Origin of the sequence: Novosphingobium sp. SG754 (assembly GCF_013149315.1) — a bacterium.
Lineage (GTDB): Bacteria > Pseudomonadota > Alphaproteobacteria > Sphingomonadales > Sphingomonadaceae > Novosphingobium > Novosphingobium capsulatum.
The window spans coordinates 719,842-740,554 of record NZ_JABGCC010000002.1; the positions used below are offsets into that span (position 1 = coordinate 719,842).

Sequence of the window (20,713 nt, forward strand, 5' to 3'; positions counted from 1 at the left end):
CGCATCACGCCGCCATGGCCATAGACACGACGCGCACTTTCAAGCCGATCAACATCGCCCTGCTCACCGTTTCCGACACGCGCGGACCGGATGAGGACACCTCGGGCGACATCCTTGCCCAGCGCATTCGCGATGCCGGACACGCCCTGGTGGCGCGCGGCATCGACAAGGATGATGCTGGCGTCATCGCCACGCGACTCAACAACTGGATCGACGATCCCAAGGTCGATGCCGTGGTGATCACCGGCGGCACCGGGCTGACCGGTCGCGACGTGACGCCAGAGGCGCTCGACCGGGTAAAGACCCGCGACATTCCCGGCTTTGGCGAGCTGTTCCGCTGGCTCAGCTACAAGACCATCGGCACCAGCACGATCCAGTCCCGCGCCTGCGCCGTAGTGGCGCGCGGCACCTATATCTTTGCGCTGCCCGGCTCGAACGGCGCGGTGAAGGATGGCTGGGACGGCATCCTCGCCGAACAGCTCGACAGCCGCAATCGCCCCTGCAACTTCGTCGAACTGATGCCAAGGCTGCTCGAAAAGTAAGCTCCTCCCCGTGCCGGGGAGGAACTGGCTTCCTCTGCCCGCATGTTCATGCTATGTTCTCATGCATGCAACCGATCAAAGGCAGGGGTGCGCAATCCGGCGCGGTGCCCACGCGCTTCGGCCTTGCCCAGCGCGAGGCTGATGGCGACTGGCGCGACATGGCGCCTGATATCGACGGCGCCGCCCCGCCCCTGCGCACGACGGTGACGGAGGAATTTCCCAAGTCGGTCCTCACGTTCAACGCCTCTCCCGACATTCCGTTTGACCGCAGCGTCAATGCCTATCGCGGCTGCGAGCATGGCTGCATCTATTGCTACGCCCGACCAACCCACGCCTATCACGATCTCTCGCCGGGCCTCGATTTCGAGACGAAGCTGTTTGCCAAACCGCAGGCGGCCGCGCTTTTGCGCCAGGCCTTTGCCAAGCGCGGATATAGCCCAAGGCCACTGGCCATGGGCACCAACACCGATCCCTATCAGCCGATCGAGCGGGATTATCGCATCACGCGCCAGGTGCTGGAACTGTGCCTGGACGTGGGCCACCCCGTCACCATCACCACCAAGTCTGCGCGCGTGCTCGATGATCTCGATCTGCTACGCGCGCTGGCGGCGCGCCGGCTGGTGGCGGTCGGCATCTCGATCACCAGCCTCGATCCGCGCCTGTCCAGCCTGCTCGAACCGCGCGCGGCCAGCCCGGCCAAGCGCATGGCGGCGCTCGGTACTTTGGTGGAGGCCGGGGTTCCCGCGCATGTCGGCGTCTCGCCGATCATTCCGGCCATTACCGATCAGTTCCTCGAACAGATCCTGATGGATGCCGGCGCGCTGGGCGTGCGCTCGGCCAGTTGGATCATGCTGCGCCTGCCGCACGAGGTGGCGCCGCTGTTCCGCGAATGGCTCGACACGCATTTTCCCGATCGCGCTGCCAAGGTGATGCATACGGTGCAATCGATGCGTGGCGGCAAGGATTATGACGCCAGCTTCCACACCCGGATGAAGCCCAAGGGCGTTTGGGCCGATCTTGTCCGCACTCGCTTCCGCCTGGCGTTGCGCCGCGCCGGCATCCCGCAAGAGCGGCTCGATCTGGATTGCAGCCAGTTCCGCGCGCCTTCGCGGGATGGGCAGATGGACTTGTTTTGAGAGGTGCGGCGCATGATTTCCACCACCCCCCAACCCCCTCCTCTGAAGAGGAGGGGGCTTTTATGTCAGCTACTTAACTCCCCCTCCTCTTCAGAGGAGGGGGTCGGGGGGTGGTGGAAACCTAAGCGCCCAATTAATCCGCCACCGGCTCATACTTGCGCGCGCCGGTCAGCGGATCGTACCACACTTCCACCACCGCGCCGGTTTCGACGTCTACTTCGCACTCGCCGGTGCGCTGCCACTGCACCTGTCCTTCGGGCATCCGCGCGCGGTAACGCCCTTCGAACAACGTGCCGAGCGCGATCACCGCGCCAAGGCCGATCAGGCCCCAGCCATGACCCGTCACCAGATGCAGGGCCACTCCGCCCAGGCCGACCAGCCCCGCTGTCACCAGCGCGGCGATGCGTGCCCCGCCGGTCACGGCCTGGCCAGCTTCACGGCCGTGCCATAGGCCACCACCTCGTTCATGGTCTGGCCGATGGAGCCAGAGTCAAAGCGCATCATCACCACGGCGTCGGCACCCATCAGCCGCGCATTCATCACCAGCCGATCGATCGCGTGGCGCCGCGTATCTTCGACCAGCGCCGAATATTCCTTGATCTCGCCGCCAATGATCGTGCGCAGGCCCGCCACGATGTTGCCAGCCAGGCCGCGGCTGCGCACCACCACGCCGAACACCTGCCCTAGGCTTTCCACCACTTCATGGCCGGCGATGTTTTCGGTGGTCGTGACGATCATGGTTCTCTCCCGTTGATTGCCGCCGATGATGGCGCTTGATCCCATGAAAAGCCATGGAATTGTGCGCGCAGATCCTTCTTGGAAATCTTGCCGGTGCCGGTGTGCGGCAGGCTTTCGACAAAGACCACGGCATCGGGCAGCCACCATTTGGCAACCCGGCTGGACAGATAGTCGCGCAGGTCATCCGCCGTGGCGGTCATTCCAGGGCGCAGCACCACCACCAGCAGCGGGCGTTCGTCCCAGCGCGGATGGGGAATGCCGATCGCGGCGGCTTCGGCCACGGCCGGATGGCCAACGGCGATGTTTTCCAGATCGACCGAACTGATCCATTCCCCGCCCGACTTGATCACGTCCTTGGTCCGGTCGGTGATCTGCAACGTGCCCTCGGGGTGGAGGATCGCCACGTCGCCGGTGTCGAACCAGCCGTCGCCATCCACGGCATCGGCCTCGGCCTTGAAATAGCGCTGGATCACCCACGGCCCGCGCACCTGCAGCGCGCCTGCCGTCTTGCCATCGCGGGGCAGCACGCGCGTGGCATTTCCCAGATCGACGCAGCGCATCTCCACGCCAAACGGCGGGCGCCCCTGCATCGCCTTGAGCGAGACCTGCGCCTGGAAATCGAGCGTGTCCCAGTTCCACGGCTCACCGCCAGACGTGCCGATGGGCGAGGTTTCGGTCATGCCCCAGGCATGGCTGACGCGCAGCCCCGCCGCCATGAACCGCTCCACCAGGGTGCGCGGCAGGGCCGATCCACCGCACAGCACATCGCGCAGCGCCGGCGGAAAGGCGCCATCGGCCGTGGCATCGACATATTGCGTCAGCCCCAGCCAGACCGTGGGCACACCCGCCACGGCGGTTACCGCGTGGCGATGCAGCAGATCGCACAGCACCGCCGGCTCGGCCACGGCAGAAAACACCAGCTTGGCCCCGACGCTCGCCGCTGCCCACGGCGCGCCCCAGCAGGCCGCGTGGAACATCGGCACGACCGGCAGCATTACACTGCGGCTTTCCAGGCCAAACACCTGCCGTTGCAGCATCGAGAGCGCGTGCAGCACGGTGGACCGGTGCGAATAGAGCACGCCCTTGGGATTGCCCGTGGTGCCGCTGGTGTAGCTCAGCATGCAGGCTTCGCGCTCGTCACCCTCCACCCAATCGGCGCGGTCATCGCCGATCCAGTCGGCAAAGGCCGGCGCAGGCCCGTCGCTGTCAAAGCAGACGTAGTGCTCCACGCTGGGCCAGCGCGGTTTCATCCGTTCCACCAGCGGGGCAAACACCGCGTCGAACAGCATGACCCGGTCTTCTGCGTGGTTGACGATGAATTCGAGTTGATCGTCGAACAGGCGCGGGTTCACCGTGTGCAGCACCGCCGCGGCGCCAGGAATGCCATACCAGGCAGCCAGGTGATGGGCGTGGTTCATGGCTAGCGTCGCCACGCGATCACCGGGCTGAACACCGACGCGGCGCAGCGTCGCTGCCAGCCGCGCCGCATCGTCGCGCACCTCTCTCCAGGTGGTTTCGGTTTCGCGGCCATCCGCCCAGCGGCTGACGATGGACCGCGTGCCATGCTCTCGCGCGGCGTGATCGACCAAGCGGCCCACGCGCAGCGGCCAGTCCTGCATTCCGCCCAGCATCGCTCTGCCCTCTCTTGTTCTGCCGGGTCGTGTCGCCCGGCTGACGTGTTATTTCACCAGCCGCAGGTCAGCCTTGGCGGTCAGCGCCATGTTGGCCAGCCCTTCGATCGGCACCAATCTTTCGATCAAATCGCTGTCGAGCTTGAAATTGCGCCCCAGCCGCACGCGCGGCTCGGCCCCACTCGCGGTGCGCAGCCGGGCGATCACCTCGCCCTTGCCATCGGGCTCGCGCGGCAAGAGCAGCGCCAGTTCGCGCAGGGCATCCTCGCGTGTCACGTCCAGCGTCAGGTGCATGCGCGCCGCGCTGGTCACGCTCGACAGCGGGCGGGCGCCGCGCACGGTCACGCGTGGCGGCTCGTCAGGGTTGGGCCGATCGAGTTCGACATTGAGCAGCACGCAGGTGCCTTCGCGCGCCCAGGCGACGAAATCGTCGACCAGGGTTTCTTCAAAGCACGAGGCCGAAAACAGCCCGCTGCTGTCGGAAAAATCGGCCATGACAAAGTCCTTGCCGCGCTTGGTCTTGCGCTTCTGGACGTTTTCCACCAGCGCCGCCATGACCGCCGCCGATCGCGCGGCGCCACCGCCATCACCAGAACCCGCCATCAGGCTGCCATAGGTGCGCGCACCATTGGCGCTCGCCACGGCGCGGTATTCCTCCACCGGGTGCGCGGCGAAATAGAAGCCGAAGTTCTCGCGCTCGGCAGCCATCTGATCGGCGCGGCTCCATGGCTTGGTTTCCGCCAGCCGCGTGGCCGGCTGATCATGCCCGTCGCCGCCGAACAGGCCGCCCTGGCCAGAGGTGCGGCTGCGCACCGCTTCATCGGCCACCGCCATCAGCAGTTCGGCGTTGGCAATGATCTTGGCCCGATTAGGCTCCAGCCCATCGAGCGCGCCGGCCGCAGCCAGGGCTTCGAGCTGGCGCCGGTTCATCGAGCCAGCGGGAATGCGCTTGAACAGATCGTCGAGCGAGGCGAACGGTCCACTCGCCTCCCGCTCCGCGACGATCGCATCCATCGCCTTTTCGCCCACGTTGCGCAGGCCAGCCAGGGCATAGCGCACGGCGTGGCCGTCGGCGGTCCGCTCCACGGTGAATTCGGCTTCGGAATGGTTGATGTCAGGCCCCGCCAGTGCCACGCCGTTGCGGCGCATGTCGTCGACAAAGATGTTGAGCTTTTCCGACTGGTGCATGTCGAAGCACATCGACGCGGCATAGAATTCGTGCGGGTAATGCGCCTTGAACCACGCGGTGTGATAGGCCAGCAAGGCATAGGCGGCAGCATGGCTCTTGTTGAAGCCATAGCCGGCGAACTTGTCGATCAAGTCGAACAGTTCGTTGGCCTTGCCCGCCTCGATCTGCGAAACCTCCTTGCACCCGGCCACGAAGCGCAGGCGCTGCTGGTCCATTTCCGCCTGGATCTTCTTGCCCATGGCGCGGCGCAGCAAGTCAGCGTCACCCAGCGAATAGCCCGCCAGAATCTGCGCGGCCTGCATCACCTGTTCCTGGTAAACAAAAATGCCATAGGTTTCCGCCAGAATGACCGACAGCTTTTCATGCGGATATTCAATCGCTTCCAGCCCGTTCTTGCGGCGTCCGAACAGCGGAATGTTGTCCATCGGGCCAGGGCGATAGAGCGAGACGAGCGCGATGATGTCACCGAAATTGGTGGGCTTCACCGCCGCCAGCGTGCGCCGCATGCCTTCCGATTCCAGCTGGAACACACCGACCGTGTCACCCACCTGGAGCAGGCGATAGACCGCCGCATCATCGAGCGGCAGCAGCGACAGATCGATGGTGATGCTGCGCTTGGCCAGCAGATCCACTGCCTTGCGCAGCACCGACAAGGTCTTGAGGCCGAGGAAGTCGAACTTGACCAGCCCTGCGTCCTCGACATGCTTCATGTCGAACTGGGTCACCGGCATGTCTGACCGGGGATCGCGATAGAGCGGCACCAGTTGCGCCAGCGGCCGGTCCCCGATCACCACGCCCGCCGCGTGGGTAGAGCTGTTGCGCGGCAGGCCTTCCAACTGGCGCGCCAGGTCGATCAAGCGCTTGACCTCGGGATCGCGATCATACTCGCGCTTCAATTCCATCACGCCGTTGAGCGCGCGCTCCAGCGTCCAGGGATCGGTGGGATGGTTGGGCACCATCTTGCACAGCCGGTCGGTCTGGCCATAGCTCATCTGCAGGATGCGCCCGGTATCGCGCAGCACGGCGCGGGCTTTCAGCTTACCGAACGTGATGATCTGCGCGACGTGATCGGCGCCATACTTGGCCTGGACATAGCGGATCACTTCGCCACGCCGCGTTTCGCAAAAGTCGATATCGAAGTCGGGCATCGATACGCGTTCCGGGTTGAGGAAGCGTTCGAACAGCAGGCCCAGCTTGATCGGATCGAGATCGGTAATGGTCAGCGCCCAGGCGACCAGCGAGCCGGCGCCCGAACCACGCCCCGGCCCCACCGGAATGTCATGATCCTTGGCCCACTTGATAAAGTCGGCCACGATCAGGAAGTAGCCGCCAAAGCCCATGCGGTTGATGATCGAAACCTCGAACTCCAACCGCTTGCGGTATTCCAGCACCTCGTCCCACACGCCCGCCGCCGCGAGTTCGGGATAGTCTGCGCCGTCCGGTTCGGCTTCGGGCTCCAGGCACAGGACCTGCGCCAATTCGGCGTGGCAGTGTTCCGGGTAATAGGGCTTGAGCCGGGCAACCAGGCCAGTGCGGCTGTCGCGCGCGCAGGCCAGCGCCTCCCCTTCCTTGTCACCGGCCAGGCTAGGCAGGATCGGCTTGCGCTTGGGCGGGATGCAGGCGGTGCGTTGCGCCACCACCAGGGTATTGGCCAATGCCTCGGGCAGGTCGGCAAACAGCTCCTGCATCGCCTCGATCGGCTTGATCCACCATTGTGCCGATGATCGCGGGCGATCCGGGCTGTCGACATGGGTGGAACTGGCGATGCACAGCATGGCATCGTGCGCATCATAGAACTGCGCATCGGCAAAGCAGGCCGGATTGGTCGCCACCAACGGCAGATCGCGATCATAGGCGAGCGCGATCAGCCCCGTTTCGGCTGCTTCCTCGCTGGCCTCGTTGCGGCGTGCCACTTCGATATAGAGCCGATCGGGAAACAGCGCCTGCAACCGTGTGCAATAAGCTTCGGCTGCGGTCTGCTGTTCGCCGGCCAGCAGGCGCACCAGCGCCCCCTCGCCCGCCGCTGTCAGGCAGATCAGGCTGTCGGTATAGCCTTCCAGATCAGACAGCAGCACGTGCGGTGCATGCTCCAGCGGGCGATCGAGGTGGGCCCGGCTGACCAGGTGGCAGATATTGTCATAGCCGCGCGCATCCTGGGCATAGAGCGCCAGCCAGTCGATCGTTGGCGCCTGCGGGCCAAAGCCGGGGCTGGATGCGCCCTCGCGTTCGGGGCGGGCAACGGCCAGCATGGTGCCGATGATCGGCTGCACGCCGCCGTCCTTGCACGCCTTGGCAAAGGCAGCGCTGCCGTAAAGGCCATTGCGGTCGGTGATGGCAATAGCCGGGAAGCCGCGCTTTTCCGCCGTCTTGGCAATCGCCTTGGGGTCGATCGCCCCGTCCAGCATGGTGTACGACGAAAAGACGCGCAGCGGAACGAAGGGTGCGAAGGCCATGCCGGCAAGATAGCATGGCCTTCGCCTGATTTTGAGGGGCAGCGCGCCCTCATCAACAGATAACGATCACCCCTTGGCCCGCTGGCCGTCAATCCAGGCGTCAACCCGTCCTTCCAGCACCGACAGCGGCACCGAACCGGCGCTCACCACCAGATCGTTGAAGCCGCGCAGATCGAACTTGGTGCCCAGCGCGGCCTGCGCCTTTTCCCGCAGCGCGACGATTCGCAGCATGCCCACCTTGTAGCCAGTCGCCTGCCCCGGCACGGTGATATAGCGCCGCACTTCCGAACGGGCCTGCTGCGCCGGCAGATGCGCGGTGTCGATCAGGTATTGCACGGCCTGGTCTTCCGACCAGCCCTTGGCATGGATGCCGGTATCCACCACCAGGCGCGCGGCGCGGAACAGTTCGGCATCCAGCCGCTCCAGATCGGCGGCGGCATCGGGGAACGCCCCCATTTCGCTGCACAGCCGCTCGGCATAGAGCGCCCAGCCCTCGCTGAATGCGACGTAGGTATAGGCCTTGCGGAACTGCGGCGTGCCGGTCTGCCGCACCTGGATATCGCCCTGCATCAGGTGGCCGGGGATGCCCTCGTGGCACATCAGCGTATAGAGCGTGGCATCGGGGTCTTTCTCGCCCAGCATGTGCAGCCATACGCGGCCCGGCCGCTTGCCATCGGCGCTGGCAAAGGCAGCGTGGGCGGCCCCGCCGGCTACTTCGCTAAATGCCGGCTCGCGCACCACTTCGGTGCCATAGGCGGGCAGCATGGTGAACACCTTGGGCAACAGGGCCCGGTTGGCATTGACGATGGCGTTGGACTTGGCCAGGCGCGCGGCGCGCAATTCGTCGGTCCACGGGCGCGGCGGGTCCTTGGCGACGATATCGGCCCGCAGCGCAGCAGCATCGGCAAACCCGGCCTTGCGCGCCAGGGCATCTTCAGCGGCATTGATCCGTGTGACTTCGGCAAGGCCGGTCTGGTGGATTTGTTCGGGCGTCAGGTCGGTCGTGGTGTTGAGGCGCAGCGCCGCAGCATACCAGTCTGCCCCGCCCGGCAGCGTGCCAACGCCCACCACGCCCGAACGCGCCTTGGCCAGATTGCCCTGCGCCCAGGCGATTACCCGCTGATAGGCCGGCTGCAAGGCGCGCACCGCATCGACCGCCTGCTCGGTCAGCTGGGCGGCCTGCACCGGCGAAATCGCTTTGGCCGTCAGCAGCTTGGCGATCTTGGTTTCGGCATCGTTGAGCAAGGGCGAGGCCGGGCCGTTGTCAAACGGCGCGCCGGTGATCAGGCCCTTGCTGCCGGAAATCACGCGTTCCAGCTGAAACCGCGGCGGCAGGATGCCCATGGCGGCCGATTGCGTCGATTGGCCGATCGCGGTGTCGAGCACCGCCGGGATCGCGCGCAACCGCGTGATATAGGCCGCCATGTCTGAAGCGTCCTGCACCTGGTGCGTGTTGATCAGGAAATTGGGCAGTTCGGCGTGGACGGAATAGAGGTAGGAATAAAACGGCGGCTGATAACGGCGAAAACGGTATTGCAGTTCGGCCCGATCGAGTTCCAGCGCCCAGATATCGTAGTTGATCCGCCCTTCAGGAGAGAGCGCATCACGGGAAAACGCCGCTTTCATCCGGGAAACGCTGCCCCGCCGCCATTCCAGGCGACGCAGCATGCCGGCGTCGCTGTTGTCGTCCAGCCGGTCCATGCCTTCCTTGCGGCCCAGGCGGGTGGCAAGCTGGGGCCGCAGCGCCAGTTCGGCGGCGAATTCCTTGTCAAGAAACGCGGCAAGGCGCGCATCCTGCGCTGCGGCTGCGCTGGTCGGCGCGGTGGCGGCAGGCGCGGTGGACGTATCACGCGCCAGCGCAGCGCCGCCTGCCAGGCATGACACCATGGCTGTGGCAGCCAGCATGGCGTGAATTGGCTTGATCATGATTGCCCCCTGCGTGGATTGTGCGGTTGGCAGTTTTTGTACAAAACCTCCAACTGTTTACAACCGAAACAAGCTGGCGCAGCGTGAGGCCGGAGAAAAGCTGGACCCCGGATCAAGTCCGGGGTGACGAGCATAATGTGTGGTGATTAAACGCCACGTCACCCCGGACTTGATCCGGGGTCCAGCTTTCTAAATCGCCACGTCCAATCGGCGCATGCGCCCTAAAGCAAAGCGACAATGTCAGCCTCGATCGCCTCGGGCTTGTCGGTGGGGGCATAGCGGCGCACGACATGGCCGTTGCGATCGATCAGGAACTTGGTGAAGTTCCATTTGATCGCCTTCGTTCCCAAAACGCCGGGCGCCTGCGCCTTGAGCCAATCGAACAAGGGTTCGGCCTTGTCGCCGTTGACGTCAACTTTGGCCATCAGGGGAAAGCTCAAGCCGAAATTCACCTGGCAAAAGCTGGCGATCTCGTCAGCCGAGCCGGGCTCTTGCGCGCCGAACTGGTTGCAGGGAAACGCCAGGATTTCGAACCCGGCGTCGCGGTGATGGCGCCATAGCGTTTCCAGGCCTTCATATTGCGGGGTGAAACCGCATTTCGATGCGGTGTTCACCACCAGCACGACTTTGCCGAGCCGATCAGCCAGGCTGACCCGCTCACCATTGGGCAAGCGCGCGTCGAAATCGGCAATGGTCTTCGGCTCGCTTATGGCAGAATTATGCATGGCAGTGCGCTCCGCAGGCATCGCTCCGGGTCGGTCCCGTCCCCATGCCGTGTTGCCACGGCTTGGCCCCCGAAATCAATGCCTTGGTTCACCGCATTAAAGCGGGAAGTCAGCCCGCTTGAACAGTTCCAGCGCTTCGGCCGGGCCATAGCTGCGATCGCCGGACTTTTCGATGACGAGGTCGTTGCGATCGGCTTCGGGCATGCGGCCCATCATGCGGACCATTTCGGCAAAGCTGCCCGAATGCAGCACGGCAAAGCCATGCAGCACGCTGCCCGCGGCATCGCGCGTCACGATCGTGGCGTGATCGTTCCAGAAATCTTGGGCACCTGCGCGGCCTTCGGCACGAATTGTGGTATTCATCTGATAAAACCCTCCTTGGGTTCCCCGGCAACGCACAAAGCGTCCTCCGGTTTCCATAGCAAAGCAATACCTATGTGAACCTGGGCTTACACCAAGACGCCCTCGTTCAGGCGCATGACCCGGTCCATGCGCACAGCAAGCCGTTCGTTGTGCGTGGCGACCAGCGCCGCGCTGCCCTCGCCGCGCACCAGCTTGAGAAACTCGTCGAGCACGCGATCGGCGGTCGCCTCGTCCAGATTGCCGGTCGGCTCATCGGCCAGAACCAGCGCCGGCCGATTGGCCAGCGCGCGGGCCACGGCAACGCGCTGCTGTTCGCCGCCCGAAAGCTGGCTGGGGCGATGGTCGAGGCGGTGGCCAAGGCCCAGTGCAGTGAGCAGTTCGGTCGCCCGCTCGCGCGCCTCCTTCTCTGGCTTGCCCGAAACGAGTTGGGGCAGGATCACGTTTTCGGTGGCGTTGAAATCGGGAAGGAGGTGGTGAAACTGATAGACAAAGCCCAGGTGATCGCGGCGCAACACGGTGCGGGCATCGCCGTTGAGCTTGGCCGCATCGGTTCCGGCAATCTCGATCATGCCTTCAAAGCCGCCTTCGAGCAGGCCAACGGCCTGCAGCATGGTGGACTTGCCCGAGCCCGACGGCCCGAGCAGCGCGACGATTTCGCCGGGGCGGATATCGAGGTTCACGCCGCGCAGCACGTCGATGCGCACGCCGCCCTGCTCGAAACTGCGGCGCAGGTTGCGCAGGCGGACGACGGGTTGGTTCATGGCCGTCTCACTCATAACGAAGCACCTGCACCGGGTCGGTGCTGGCTGCCTTGAGGGCGGGATAGAGGGTGGCGAGGAAGCTCAGGACCAGCGCCATCAGCGCAATCACGATAATTTCCACCGGGTCGCTGCGGCTGGGCAGTTCGGTCAGGAAACGGATCGAAGGGTCCCACAGATTCTGGCCGGTGAGCAGTTCCACCAGATGCACGATCGGCTGGCGGAAATAGAGAAACACGAAGCCGAGCGCGAGGCCCACGATCGTCCCCAGCGCGCCGATGACAAAGCCGATGGCCATGAAGATCTTGAGCAGGCTGCGCCGCGAGGCACCCATCGTGCGCAGGATCGCGATGTCGCGCGTCTTGGCGCGAACCAGCATGATCAGCGACGAAAGGATGTTGAACACCGCGACCAGCACGATGATCGACAGCACCACGAACATCGCCACGCGTTCCACGGCCAGGGCCTCAAACAGGCTGGCGTTGATCGTCTTCCAGTCGGCGATCTGCGCGCGGCCTTCCAGCTGCTTCTTGAGCGGGCCAAGCGTGGTCATGACCGTATCAGGGTCGGTGGTCGTCACCTCGATCATGCCGATCGAATCACCGGTGAGCAAAAGGGTCTGCGCATCAGGGATGGGCATAACCACGAACGCGTTGTCGTAGTCATAGACGCCGACTTCAAAGATCGCCGCCACTTTGTAGCCCACTTGGCGCGGCACCGTGCCAAATGGGGTGGAGCGACCAGCGGGGTTGATGATCGTGATCGTGTCACCCACCTGCGCCCCCAGGCTTTCAGCCAGGCGCGACCCGATCGCAACGTTGTCGCTGCCCGGCTGCAAGGCGGCAAGATTGCCGGCCTTGAGCTTGTCAGACAGGCGGTTGATATCCTTGGGCGTGTTGCCGCGCAGCACGATGGCTTCCACCCGGCCGTTGAAGCTGGTCAGCAGAGGCTGCTCGATCAGCGGGGACGCGCGGGTGACGCCAGGCATCTTTTCCAGCTTTGCCAGGATATCCTGCCAATCTTCAAGCCGCCCGCCATAGGCCTGGATCACGGCGTGGCCGTTGAGGCCCACGATCTTGTCGAGCAGTTCGGCGCGAAAGCCGTTCATGACGCTCATCACGATCACCAGCGCGGCCACGCCCAGCATCACGGCGGCCAGGCTGATGCCGGCCACCATGGCAATAAACGCTTCTCCGCGTCCGGGTAGCATGTAACGCTTGGCGATGGTCCATTCGAAAGGCGAGAGGATCAAAGGCGGCACACTTTCGCGCTGGAACTGGACGGATTTGTCGGCCGCGGCTTTAGGACGGCGGGCACGACAGGGCAAGACGCCCCTGCCCAATCATGGAGTGCCGCGATGGTTCCCGCGTTTGGTGCTGCCAAGCCCTTTCAGGCTGCCACGCGCAGCCGGGCGCGGCCTTCGGCCTTGGCACGATAGAGCGCGCTGTCTGCCGCCGCCAGCGCAGCATCGGGATGGGTGCCCAGCGCGGCGATGCCGGCGCTGATGGTAATCTTGACCGGGCCTTGGGGCGTATCCACCGCCAGCGCGTTCACCGCCTTGGCCAGGCGCTGGCACACCTTTTCGGCGTGAACCAGTTCGGTATCGGGCAGCAGGACGGCAAATTCCTCCCCGCCGATGCGGGCCACGAAATCGGTCGAGCGCACGGCCGCCACGGCCGCCTCGGCAAAGGCGCGCAGCACGCGATCGCCCACGGCATGCCCATAGCGATCGTTGACCTGCTTGAAATAGTCGATGTCCACCACCGCCAGCGCCGAAGGCACGCCCAGCGCGCCGACGCGCTCGGCGGTTTCGAAGAAGGCACGGCGGTTGGGAATACCGGTCAACGGATCGGTCAGCGCGGCGCGCGAGAGGTCTTCCTCGATGCGCTTGCGCTGGGCAATGTCGCGCGTCACGCAGACCAGCCCATCGACATCGCCTTTTTCGTTGGTCACGGCGCGGAAATGGGTCTCGAACCAGCGCGCCGGGCCACCCAGCGGCAGGCCCAGGAACTCCACCGCCACCGGTTCACCCGGGCTGGCCAAGGCAGCATTCCAGGCAGCGGCCACGGCGGCACGGTGCTCTTCCGTCACGATCTGGCGGAAATCCACGCCGTGCAGTTGTTCGGGCACATGGCCGGTCAATTGCGTGATCGCAGGAGAGGCATAGCGGATCGTGCCGCGCTGGCTCATGTGGATGATCACGTCGCTCACATGATCGGACAGCAGGCGATAGCGCGCCTCGCTGTTCGCCAGGTCGAGCATGCGGCGGCGGCGGCGTTCCTGCTCGGCCACCACCGGCAGCACGGCCAGCACGGTAATGCCCAGATAGACCTGGAAGAACTGCAACCGCCCGGCCAGGACATGCAGATCGGTGGGTGCGAGTTGCATGTCGGCAATCGGGCCGTGGCCCAGCACGGTCATCAACCCGCCCACCGTTGCCAGAATGATCGGCAGGGTCAGGGCGACAATGGCATTGGCCCAAACCGCGCCAAACAGCACGAGCAACAGCGGAAACAGCAGCAGGGGCCGGGCGATCTGCGAAAACACCGCGATCGTCAGCACGATCATCACGCCGATCAGCAGCAGCGCGCGCAGGCCATTGCCCTTGGGCACCAGCGGCTGGCGCGTTTGCCACGCCAGGCACAACAGGCTGCCCGCCGGCAGGAAAATCAACAGGCCCAGCGAATGGCCCACTAGCCAATCCACGAAACTGGCGCGCATCGGCTGGCCCAGTGTCAGCCATACGATCACCGCTGCCAGCATGGCGCCGATCACCGGGACGAACAAGCCGATCCCCAGGCTGTAGCCCGCCATCCATTCGGCAGTGTCTTGCGGCCAGTGGTCTTTCATGAGGCGGCGCAGGATCGCCGCGGCGACCACGCCCTCGAACAGGTTGATCACCATCATCGCGGGCGCTGCCAGCCAACCAAGTCCGAACAAACCGGTGACGAGCCAACTGGCGATGCCGGTTGCGGCAATCGTTGCCGGCCATACCCGCGTCGGCAATGCATTGAGTCGCGAGGCGAGAACCGCGTTCGAAACCCAAACCATCGCCACGCCGCCGCTCAGCCGGCTGTACTCGATGGCGAGGAAAGCACTGATGAAAAAGGCGAGTGCCGTAACGAGCGCGGCACGCAGCGATGCTGCCGGGGTTATGGCCAGACGGGGCCGAGGAAGAACGGCGGTTTGCATGGCCCTTATACCTGCCACCAAATGGTTAATTCCAACCTAAGGGGCAGCGCTGAGCGCGCAATACGATGGTAAAGTTTTGGAAACCAGCCGCACCGTGATCGCCGCTCTTGAACAACTGTATGGCGCGAATTGATAATTTCTCCTGAATCGGGGCACGGCAAGTGGCTGGGCTGCGCGCACCCTTGCCTTTGGCGGCAAACGTCGCCACATGGGCGCCATTGCTCGGCCGGGGCATTTCGCACCGGTGCGAGTCTTTGGCGCGAGCGCTTGCGAGACAGATGATCACCACCAACCCCTTCGAGGACCGCGACGGCGACAAGCTGCGCGAGGAATGCGGCATTTTTGGCGTGCTGGGCGCGCGCGATGCAGCGGCGATGACAGCTTTGGGCCTTCATGCCCTGCAGCATCGCGGCCAGGAAGCGGTGGGCATCACCAGCTTCGACGGGCAGGAGTTCTTCTCCCGCCGCGGCATCGGCCATGTCGCGCAGAACTTTTCCAGCGGCCAGGCGATCGCCGAACTGCCAGGCATGATGGCCGCCGGCCACGTCCGCTATTCCACCACCGGTGGATCGGGCCTGCGCAACGTGCAGCCGCTGTTTGCCGATCTGGCCGCGGGCGGGTTTGCCATCGCGCACAACGGGAACATCTCCAACGCGATGTTCCTCAAGCGCGACCTGGTGCAAAAGGGCGCTATCTTCCAGTCGACCTCCGACACCGAGGTGATCATCCACCTCGTTGCCACCAGCCGCTATCCTACGCTGCTCGATCGCTTCGTCGATGCGCTGCGCCTGGTCGAAGGCGCCTATTCGCTGATCTGCATGACGCCCGAAGGCATGATTGCCTGTCGCGATCCGCTCGGCATTCGTCCGCTGGTGATGGGCAAGCTGGGTGACGCCGTGGTGTTCGCCAGCGAAAGCGTCGCGCTAGACGTGGTGGGCGCCGACATGGTGCGCGAAGTGGAGCCGGGCGAACTGGTCCAAGTGGCCCTCGACGGCTCGATCCAGACGCATCGCCCGTTCGGCGACACGCCGCAGCGCCCGTGCATCTTCGAGCATGTCTATTTCAGCCGCCCGGATTCGATCTTGGGTGGCCGCTCTGTCTATGAAGTGCGCAAGGCGATCGGCACGCAGCTGGCGCTGGAAAACCCGGCCGATGCCGATCTCGTGATCCCCGTGCCCGACAGCGGCGTTCCCGCCGCGCTTGGCTATGCCCAGCAATCGGGCATTCCGTTCGAGCTTGGCATCATCCGCTCGCACTATGTCGGCCGCACCTTCATCCAGCCTTCCGACGGCGCCCGCAATGCCGACGTCAAGCGCAAGCACAACGCCAACCGCGCCTTGGTGGCCGGCAAGCGCATCGTACTGATCGACGATTCGATCGTGCGTGGCACCACCAGCCTCAAGATCGTGCAGATGATGCGCGAAGCCGGCGCGCGCGAAGTGCACTTCCGCGTCGCCAGCCCGCCGACCGAACATTCGTGCTTCTATGGCGTGGACACGCCGGAACGCTCGAAGCTGCTCGCCGCGCGGATGGACATCGCCGCCATGGCCGAATTCATCCAGGCAGATAGCCTAGCCTTCGTCTCGATCGACGGCCTCTATCGCGCCGTGGGCGAGGTTCAGCGCAACAGCACCTGCCCGCAGTATTGCGACGCCTGCTTCACCGGTGACTATCCCACGCGCCTTACCGATCTGGGTGATCGCGCGCCGGGCTGTTCGCCGGTCAAGCTCAAGGCCAAGCCCGTCAAGGTCGCCTGATCGTGTCGGCCGCCAACGCGCAAACGCCGCTCGCCGGCCGTGTCGCCCTCGTGACCGGCGCCAGCCGGGGCATCGGTGCCGCCACGGCTCGGGCGCTGGCAGCCGCTGGTGCCCATGTGGTGCTGGTGGCCCGCACGGCGGCCGAACTGGAAAAGGTGGAAGACGAAATCTTCCAGGCCGGTGGCAATGCCACGATCGCGCCGGTCGACCTGGCCGAACCCGATGGCGTGGCGCGCCTGGCGTCGGCGATTTCCGAACGCTGGGTGGCGCTCGATATCCTGGTGATCAACGCCGCCGTGCTGCCGGCCCTCACCCCGGTGTGGCAGATCGAGCCGCGCGATTTCAGCCGCGCGATCACGCTCAACGTGCTGGCGACGCACTCGCTGATCAGCGCGTTCCATCCCCTGCTCAAGGGCAGCCAGGATGCGCGCGTGATCGGCCTGACCAGCAGCGTTGGCGCCGCGCCGCGCGCCTATTGGGGTGCCTATGGCGCAACCAAGGCGGCGTTCGACAATCTCCTGGCCAGCTATGCCCAGGAAGTGGCCGCGATCTCGGGCATTCGCGTGGCCATCGTCGATCCGGGTGCCACGCGCACCAAGATGCGCGCCAAGGCCTATCCCGGCGAAAATCCGGCCAGCGTCAAGCCGCCCGAAACGGTGGCTGCGCGCATCGTCGCCCTGGTCAGCGCCGATTTCACCAGCCCGCACCGCGAGCGGGTGGACGAGGCCGCCTGAGCTTTCCGCGCGGTTACATGTCACAATCGCATGAAATCTTAGGGTGTGATTGCACCTGTTAACCTGCTGGTAACGCACTTTCCTCATGCTTCCACAACGGCCGCGTGCTGCGCGGCCTGGAACCACGGCTTCAGCAGGTCAGGGCCAATGCCGACAATCAATTGGCAGCAGGATTACGAAGCAGCCGCCAGCGACGATCGCTGCGCCCCGCGCTCGCGCATGGTCATTCCGGCCAAGTTGCGCCGCAACGGGGCCCGTGCCGCGCAAACCCTGGTGCTTGATCTTTCATTGGCCGGCTTTTCGGCGCTCGCTTCGGTGCGGTCAGCCCAAGGCAGCAAGGTGTTTCTCACGCTGCCCGGCCTGGAACCGCGCGAGGCCGAGGTCGTGTGGTGGCACGCCGGCCTGGTCGGCTGTGCCTTTGCCAATCTTTTGACCCAGCGCGAGCATGACGCGCTGCTGCTGCGCTATGGCGGAGAGGCCGACGGCGACGGGCGCTGAGCCGCCCGTCCCCGCCGCTACCGACAATCTGGTCTCAAGCCTGCGCCTTCATCGCGCCATGCGCGGCGAGAGCCCGCGCCCGCGCCTGGCCATGATCGACGATCTTGGCCGGATAGCCGCGCGGCGGGCGCTGTGGATCATGAATGTCGGCATCGTCGAGATGGCGCAACTGGGGCACCCATTCGCGAATATAGGCCGCCGCATCGAACTTGGCCGATTGCGATAGCGGCGCCATGATCCGCACAAACATGTTGGCGTCCAGACCGCTACCCGCCACCCACTGCCAATTGGTGGCATTCGCGCCGTAATCGGCATCGACCAGCGTATCCCAGAACCACTGCTCGCCCGCGCGCCAGTCGATCAGCAGGTGTTTGATCAGGAAACTGGCGGCGATCATCCGCACGCGGTTGTGCATCCAGCCGGTGTGCCACAGTTGCCGCATGCCGGCATCAACGATGGGATAGCCGGTGCGCCCCTGCTGCCAGGCGGCAAGCTCTTCGGGTGCGTCACGCCACGGCAAGGCATCGAATGCCGCGCGGCCATTGCGCGTGGCGTAATCGGGGCATTGCAGGATCAGGTTCTGGGCATAGTCGCGCCAACCCAGTTCGCTCAGGAACACGTCCACGCTACCGCCGGCATCGGCCACGGCGTGCCACACCGTGGCGGGTGAGATTTCACCGAAGTGAAGATGGGGCGAAAGCATCGAGGTGCCGGGGCACGAAGGCAGGTTGCGCTGCTCGTCATAGCGACGGGCCCGGCCGATGAATGCCTCGATACGCTGCGCTGCCCCCGCCTCTCCCGGCGTCCAGGTGTCGCGCATGCCCTCCGCCCAATCCGGGGTTTTCGGCAAGAGTTGCCAGTCGGCCAGCGTATCGCTCGCCGGCCAGAATTCGGGTGCAGGCAGTGTTTCCGGCGCCGGCTGCGGCGGCGGCGGCGGCAACTGCTGCAGGCTGGCGCGCCAGAACGGGGTATAGATCTTGTAGGGCTGGCCCGCACCGGTCGTGACCGTGCCGGGTGGCAGCAGGAAATTGCCGTGATGCAGGCGCAAGTCCAGCGCCTTCCCCACCGCGCGCTCTGCCAGGCGCCACCACGGCTCGTAATGGTGCAGTGCATGAACCACGCGCGCGCCGGTCTCGCGGCGAATGGCGGCCAGCGCGGCATCGCACTTGCCGCGGCGCAAGATCAGGCGCGATCCCATGGCCTGCAACTGCGCATCGAGCCGTTCCAGGCTGTGATGCAGCCACCAGCGCGATGCGGCGCCCATACGGCGATGCTTGGGGGTCTCGTCATCCAGCACATAGACTGGGATAACCGGGCTGCCGCTGGCGGCGGCGGCAATGAAGGCGGCCTGGTCATGCAGGCGCAAATCCCGGCGCAGCCAGACAATTGTTGGGCTCGTCATGCCTTGCTATGTGCAGGGTAATGGCCCACTTGGCCATGGTTGGCCGCCTGCCCCTTGGTGCAGGTCTGCGCGCTGGGCGCATATGGCGCCGCAACTGGAGAATGGGCCTTGGCCGAACCGCTCTTTGTCCGTCCTGATGTGCAGGCGTTCCTCGATTACCTGCGCCAGGCTGCCGCCGCCGGTGCCCCCGCGATGCACCAGATGCCGGTGGACCAGGCGCGCGCCGCCTATGTTGCTATGCAGCAACTGGCCGACCTGCCGCCGCGCGACCTGCCCGTGATCCGCGACCTGCAGTGCCCGGGGCCAGCCGGCCAAATTGCCTTGCGCCTGTATGACAGCCGCGAAGCCCGCGCCCCGGGGCCAGTGCTGGTGTTCTATCACGGCGGCGGTTTTGTGCTTGGCGGGTTGGACAGCCATCACAACGTCTGCACCGAGATCGCCGCGCAGATGGACTTGCCGCTGGTCTCGGTCGATTATCGGCTCGCCCCCGAACATCCGTTTCCTGCCGCCACCGACGATGCCGAGGCGGCCACGCGCTGGATCGCGCAATCCCCAGCCGAGCTGGGCCTGGATGTCACCGGCCTGGTGCCGATCGGCGATTCGGCCGGCGGCAATCTCGCGATCGTGGTCACCCAGGCGCTGGCTGCCGATCCCGCCGCCGTGCCGGTCATCGCCCAGGTGCCAATCTACCCACTGACCGATGCGGTGGATGGCCACGCCTCTTTCCGCGAATTTGCCGAAGGCTTTCTGCTCGATGCGCAGGTGATGCGCTGGTTTGCCGATGCCTATGCCGCGCCGGCCGACAGCGTACGCACCTTTCCGCTCAACGGCGGGCATGACCGCATGCCCCCTACGGTGCTAGTGACCGCAGGCCTCGATCCGATTCGCGATAGCGGGCGGGTCTATGGCGCGGCCCTGGCACGCGCCGGATCGCCCCTCGTGTTCACCGAACGCGCGGGAACGATCCACGGCTTTATCCAGGTGCGCAAGGCCATCCCCAGCGCGCAGGCTGATCTGGAAGCAATTCTGGCGGCGCTGCGCGGTGTGCTCGATGCCGGGCGCCCTACTGTTTGAACGAGGACCACCTATCCATGAGTGCGGACCCCTTTGCCGCTCTTCCCTATCGTCCCTGCGTGGGGCTGATGATCGTCAATCCCCAAGGCCGCGTCTTCGTCGGCAAGCGTATCGACAACAAGGAAGGTGACGCCTGGCAGATGCCACAGGGCGGCATCGACGACGGCGAGGAACTGGTCCCCGCCGCGATGCGCGAACTGCACGAGGAAACCGGCCTGACGAGCGAGCATGTCACCGTGCTGGCGCAGAGCCGCGAAGAACATTTCTATGATCTTCCGCCCGAATTGCTGGGCAAGCTGTGGGGCGGCCAATATCGCGGCCAGCGCCAGGCATGGCTGCTGCTGCGCTTCAACGGCCAAGACAGCGACGTGGTGCTCGACGCCCACGATCCTGCCGAATTCTGCGAATGGAAGTGGGTCGATCCCGAGCAGTTGCCCGATCTGATCGTGCCGTTCAAGCGGCGCGTCTATCGCCAGGTCGTGGAAGAATTCCGCGCGCTGATCTGAATTTTTTCAGCGCCATGTTTCCACTACCCCCCGACCCCCTCCTCTAAATAGGATGGGGCTTAAGCCTCTGCTCCCCCTCCTCTTCAGAG

The 20,713-nt window shown here is 65.1% G+C and carries 18 protein-coding genes; 7 read left to right on the top strand and 11 right to left on the bottom strand.

Annotated elements, in window-relative coordinates; genetic code table 11:
- Positions 1–14 precede the first annotated feature (14 nt).
- A complete protein-coding gene (moaB, locus tag FHW97_RS07780) occupies positions 15–542 on the top strand; it encodes a molybdenum cofactor biosynthesis protein B (RefSeq protein ID WP_022675286.1) in 528 nt (175 codons plus the stop codon).
- Positions 543–607: 65 nt separating this feature from the next.
- Positions 608–1,678 (top strand): PA0069 family radical SAM protein, encoded by a 1,071-nt coding sequence (locus FHW97_RS07785; RefSeq protein ID WP_171798537.1) that lies wholly within the window; start codon positions 608–610, stop codon positions 1,676–1,678.
- 133 nt (positions 1,679–1,811) lie between these two features.
- On the opposite strand, the gene FHW97_RS07790 is transcribed toward FHW97_RS07785, so the two are convergent.
- The 10 genes from FHW97_RS07790 to FHW97_RS07835 all read right to left on the bottom strand — a co-directional run bounded on the left by FHW97_RS07790 (position 1,812) and on the right by FHW97_RS07835 (position 14,653).
- A complete protein-coding gene (locus FHW97_RS07790; RefSeq protein WP_054131069.1) occupies positions 1,812–2,099 on the bottom strand; it encodes a hypothetical protein in 288 nt (95 codons plus the stop codon).
- Positions 2,096–2,416, bottom strand: coding sequence for a YbjQ family protein (locus FHW97_RS07795; protein WP_022675283.1), 321 nt, complete (start codon positions 2,414–2,416; stop codon positions 2,096–2,098). The genes FHW97_RS07790 and FHW97_RS07795 overlap by 4 nt, the downstream gene beginning before the upstream one ends.
- Positions 2,413–4,047, bottom strand: a complete 1,635-nt coding sequence (locus FHW97_RS07800) for a long-chain fatty acid--CoA ligase (protein ID WP_171798538.1) — start codon at positions 4,045–4,047, stop codon at positions 2,413–2,415. The genes FHW97_RS07795 and FHW97_RS07800 overlap by 4 nt, the downstream gene beginning before the upstream one ends.
- Positions 4,048–4,095: 48 nt before the next feature.
- The gene (gene dnaE / locus FHW97_RS07805) at positions 4,096–7,689 is read right to left on the bottom strand and encodes a DNA polymerase III subunit alpha (protein WP_171798539.1); all 3,594 of its coding nucleotides are present in this window, start codon (positions 7,687–7,689) and stop codon (positions 4,096–4,098) included.
- 66 nt (positions 7,690–7,755) lie between these two features.
- Complete coding sequence (locus FHW97_RS07810) at positions 7,756–9,615, bottom strand: DUF885 family protein (RefSeq protein WP_253941642.1); 1,860 nt, start codon at positions 9,613–9,615, stop codon at positions 7,756–7,758.
- A 221-nt stretch (positions 9,616–9,836) separates the two neighbouring features.
- A complete protein-coding gene (locus FHW97_RS07815) occupies positions 9,837–10,340 on the bottom strand; it encodes a glutathione peroxidase (RefSeq protein WP_171798540.1) in 504 nt (167 codons plus the stop codon).
- Between the two features lie 96 nt (positions 10,341–10,436).
- Positions 10,437–10,703, bottom strand: coding sequence for a hypothetical protein (locus tag FHW97_RS07820; RefSeq protein ID WP_022675278.1), 267 nt, complete (start codon positions 10,701–10,703; stop codon positions 10,437–10,439).
- Between the two features lie 86 nt (positions 10,704–10,789).
- On the bottom strand, positions 10,790–11,464 hold the full coding sequence (locus FHW97_RS07825; protein WP_171798541.1) for an ABC transporter ATP-binding protein: 675 nt from the start codon (positions 11,462–11,464) through the stop codon (positions 10,790–10,792).
- A 7-nt stretch (positions 11,465–11,471) separates the two neighbouring features.
- Positions 11,472–12,713 carry a lipoprotein-releasing ABC transporter permease subunit gene (locus tag FHW97_RS07830; RefSeq protein WP_171798542.1) on the bottom strand — a complete coding sequence of 414 codons (1,242 nt, stop codon included), beginning with the start codon at positions 12,711–12,713 and terminating at the stop codon, positions 11,472–11,474.
- A 137-nt stretch (positions 12,714–12,850) separates the two neighbouring features.
- Positions 12,851–14,653 (bottom strand): diguanylate cyclase, encoded by a 1,803-nt coding sequence (locus FHW97_RS07835; protein WP_171798543.1) that lies wholly within the window; start codon positions 14,651–14,653, stop codon positions 12,851–12,853.
- A gap of 278 nt (positions 14,654–14,931) precedes the next feature.
- On the opposite strand from FHW97_RS07835, the gene purF reads away from it, so the two are divergent.
- From purF to FHW97_RS07850, 3 genes are all read left to right on the top strand, one after another.
- Complete coding sequence (gene purF / locus FHW97_RS07840; protein WP_171798544.1) at positions 14,932–16,410, top strand: amidophosphoribosyltransferase; 1,479 nt, start codon at positions 14,932–14,934, stop codon at positions 16,408–16,410.
- A gap of 2 nt (positions 16,411–16,412) precedes the next feature.
- Positions 16,413–17,144: an SDR family NAD(P)-dependent oxidoreductase gene (locus FHW97_RS07845; RefSeq protein ID WP_171798545.1), complete on the top strand. Its 732-nt coding sequence runs from the start codon at positions 16,413–16,415 to the stop codon at positions 17,142–17,144.
- A gap of 147 nt (positions 17,145–17,291) precedes the next feature.
- The gene (locus tag FHW97_RS07850) at positions 17,292–17,642 is read left to right on the top strand and encodes a PilZ domain-containing protein (protein WP_171798546.1); all 351 of its coding nucleotides are present in this window, start codon (positions 17,292–17,294) and stop codon (positions 17,640–17,642) included.
- A gap of 34 nt (positions 17,643–17,676) precedes the next feature.
- On the opposite strand, the gene FHW97_RS07855 is transcribed toward FHW97_RS07850, so the two are convergent.
- Positions 17,677–19,044 (bottom strand): deoxyribodipyrimidine photo-lyase, encoded by a 1,368-nt coding sequence (locus FHW97_RS07855; protein ID WP_171798547.1) that lies wholly within the window; start codon positions 19,042–19,044, stop codon positions 17,677–17,679.
- Positions 19,045–19,152: 108 nt separating this feature from the next.
- Between FHW97_RS07855 and FHW97_RS07860 the strand changes: the two genes are divergently transcribed.
- On the top strand, positions 19,153–20,118 hold the full coding sequence (locus tag FHW97_RS07860; protein WP_233253892.1) for an alpha/beta hydrolase: 966 nt from the start codon (positions 19,153–19,155) through the stop codon (positions 20,116–20,118).
- A 17-nt stretch (positions 20,119–20,135) separates the two neighbouring features.
- The gene (locus tag FHW97_RS07865) at positions 20,136–20,624 is read left to right on the top strand and encodes an RNA pyrophosphohydrolase (protein WP_062782662.1); all 489 of its coding nucleotides are present in this window, start codon (positions 20,136–20,138) and stop codon (positions 20,622–20,624) included.
- The last annotated feature ends 89 nt before the right edge of the window (positions 20,625–20,713 follow it).

Bases quoted from the DNA above. Each gene is read 5' to 3' on its own strand.
- moaB (WP_022675286.1), top strand. From the start codon at position 15: ATGGCCATAGACACGACGCGCACTTTCAAGCCGATCAACATCGCCCTG.
- FHW97_RS07850 (WP_171798546.1), top strand. From the start codon at position 17,292: ATGCCGACAATCAATTGGCAGCAGGATTACGAAGCAGCCGCCAGCGAC.
- FHW97_RS07825 (WP_171798541.1), bottom strand. From the start codon at position 11,464: ATGAACCAACCCGTCGTCCGCCTGCGCAACCTGCGCCGCAGTTTCGAG.
- FHW97_RS07865 (WP_062782662.1), top strand. From the start codon at position 20,136: ATGAGTGCGGACCCCTTTGCCGCTCTTCCCTATCGTCCCTGCGTGGGG.
- FHW97_RS07810 (WP_253941642.1), bottom strand. From the start codon at position 9,615: ATGATCAAGCCAATTCACGCCATGCTGGCTGCCACAGCCATGGTGTCA.
- FHW97_RS07815 (WP_171798540.1), bottom strand. From the start codon at position 10,340: ATGCATAATTCTGCCATAAGCGAGCCGAAGACCATTGCCGATTTCGAC.
- dnaE (WP_171798539.1), bottom strand. From the start codon at position 7,689: ATGGCCTTCGCACCCTTCGTTCCGCTGCGCGTCTTTTCGTCGTACACC.
- FHW97_RS07835 (WP_171798543.1), bottom strand. From the start codon at position 14,653: ATGCAAACCGCCGTTCTTCCTCGGCCCCGTCTGGCCATAACCCCGGCA.
- FHW97_RS07855 (WP_171798547.1), bottom strand. From the start codon at position 19,044: ATGACGAGCCCAACAATTGTCTGGCTGCGCCGGGATTTGCGCCTGCAT.
- FHW97_RS07800 (WP_171798538.1), bottom strand. From the start codon at position 4,047: ATGCTGGGCGGAATGCAGGACTGGCCGCTGCGCGTGGGCCGCTTGGTC.
- FHW97_RS07785 (WP_171798537.1), top strand. From the start codon at position 608: ATGCAACCGATCAAAGGCAGGGGTGCGCAATCCGGCGCGGTGCCCACG.
- FHW97_RS07820 (WP_022675278.1), bottom strand. From the start codon at position 10,703: ATGAATACCACAATTCGTGCCGAAGGCCGCGCAGGTGCCCAAGATTTC.
- purF (WP_171798544.1), top strand. From the start codon at position 14,932: ATGATCACCACCAACCCCTTCGAGGACCGCGACGGCGACAAGCTGCGC.
- FHW97_RS07795 (WP_022675283.1), bottom strand. From the start codon at position 2,416: ATGATCGTCACGACCACCGAAAACATCGCCGGCCATGAAGTGGTGGAA.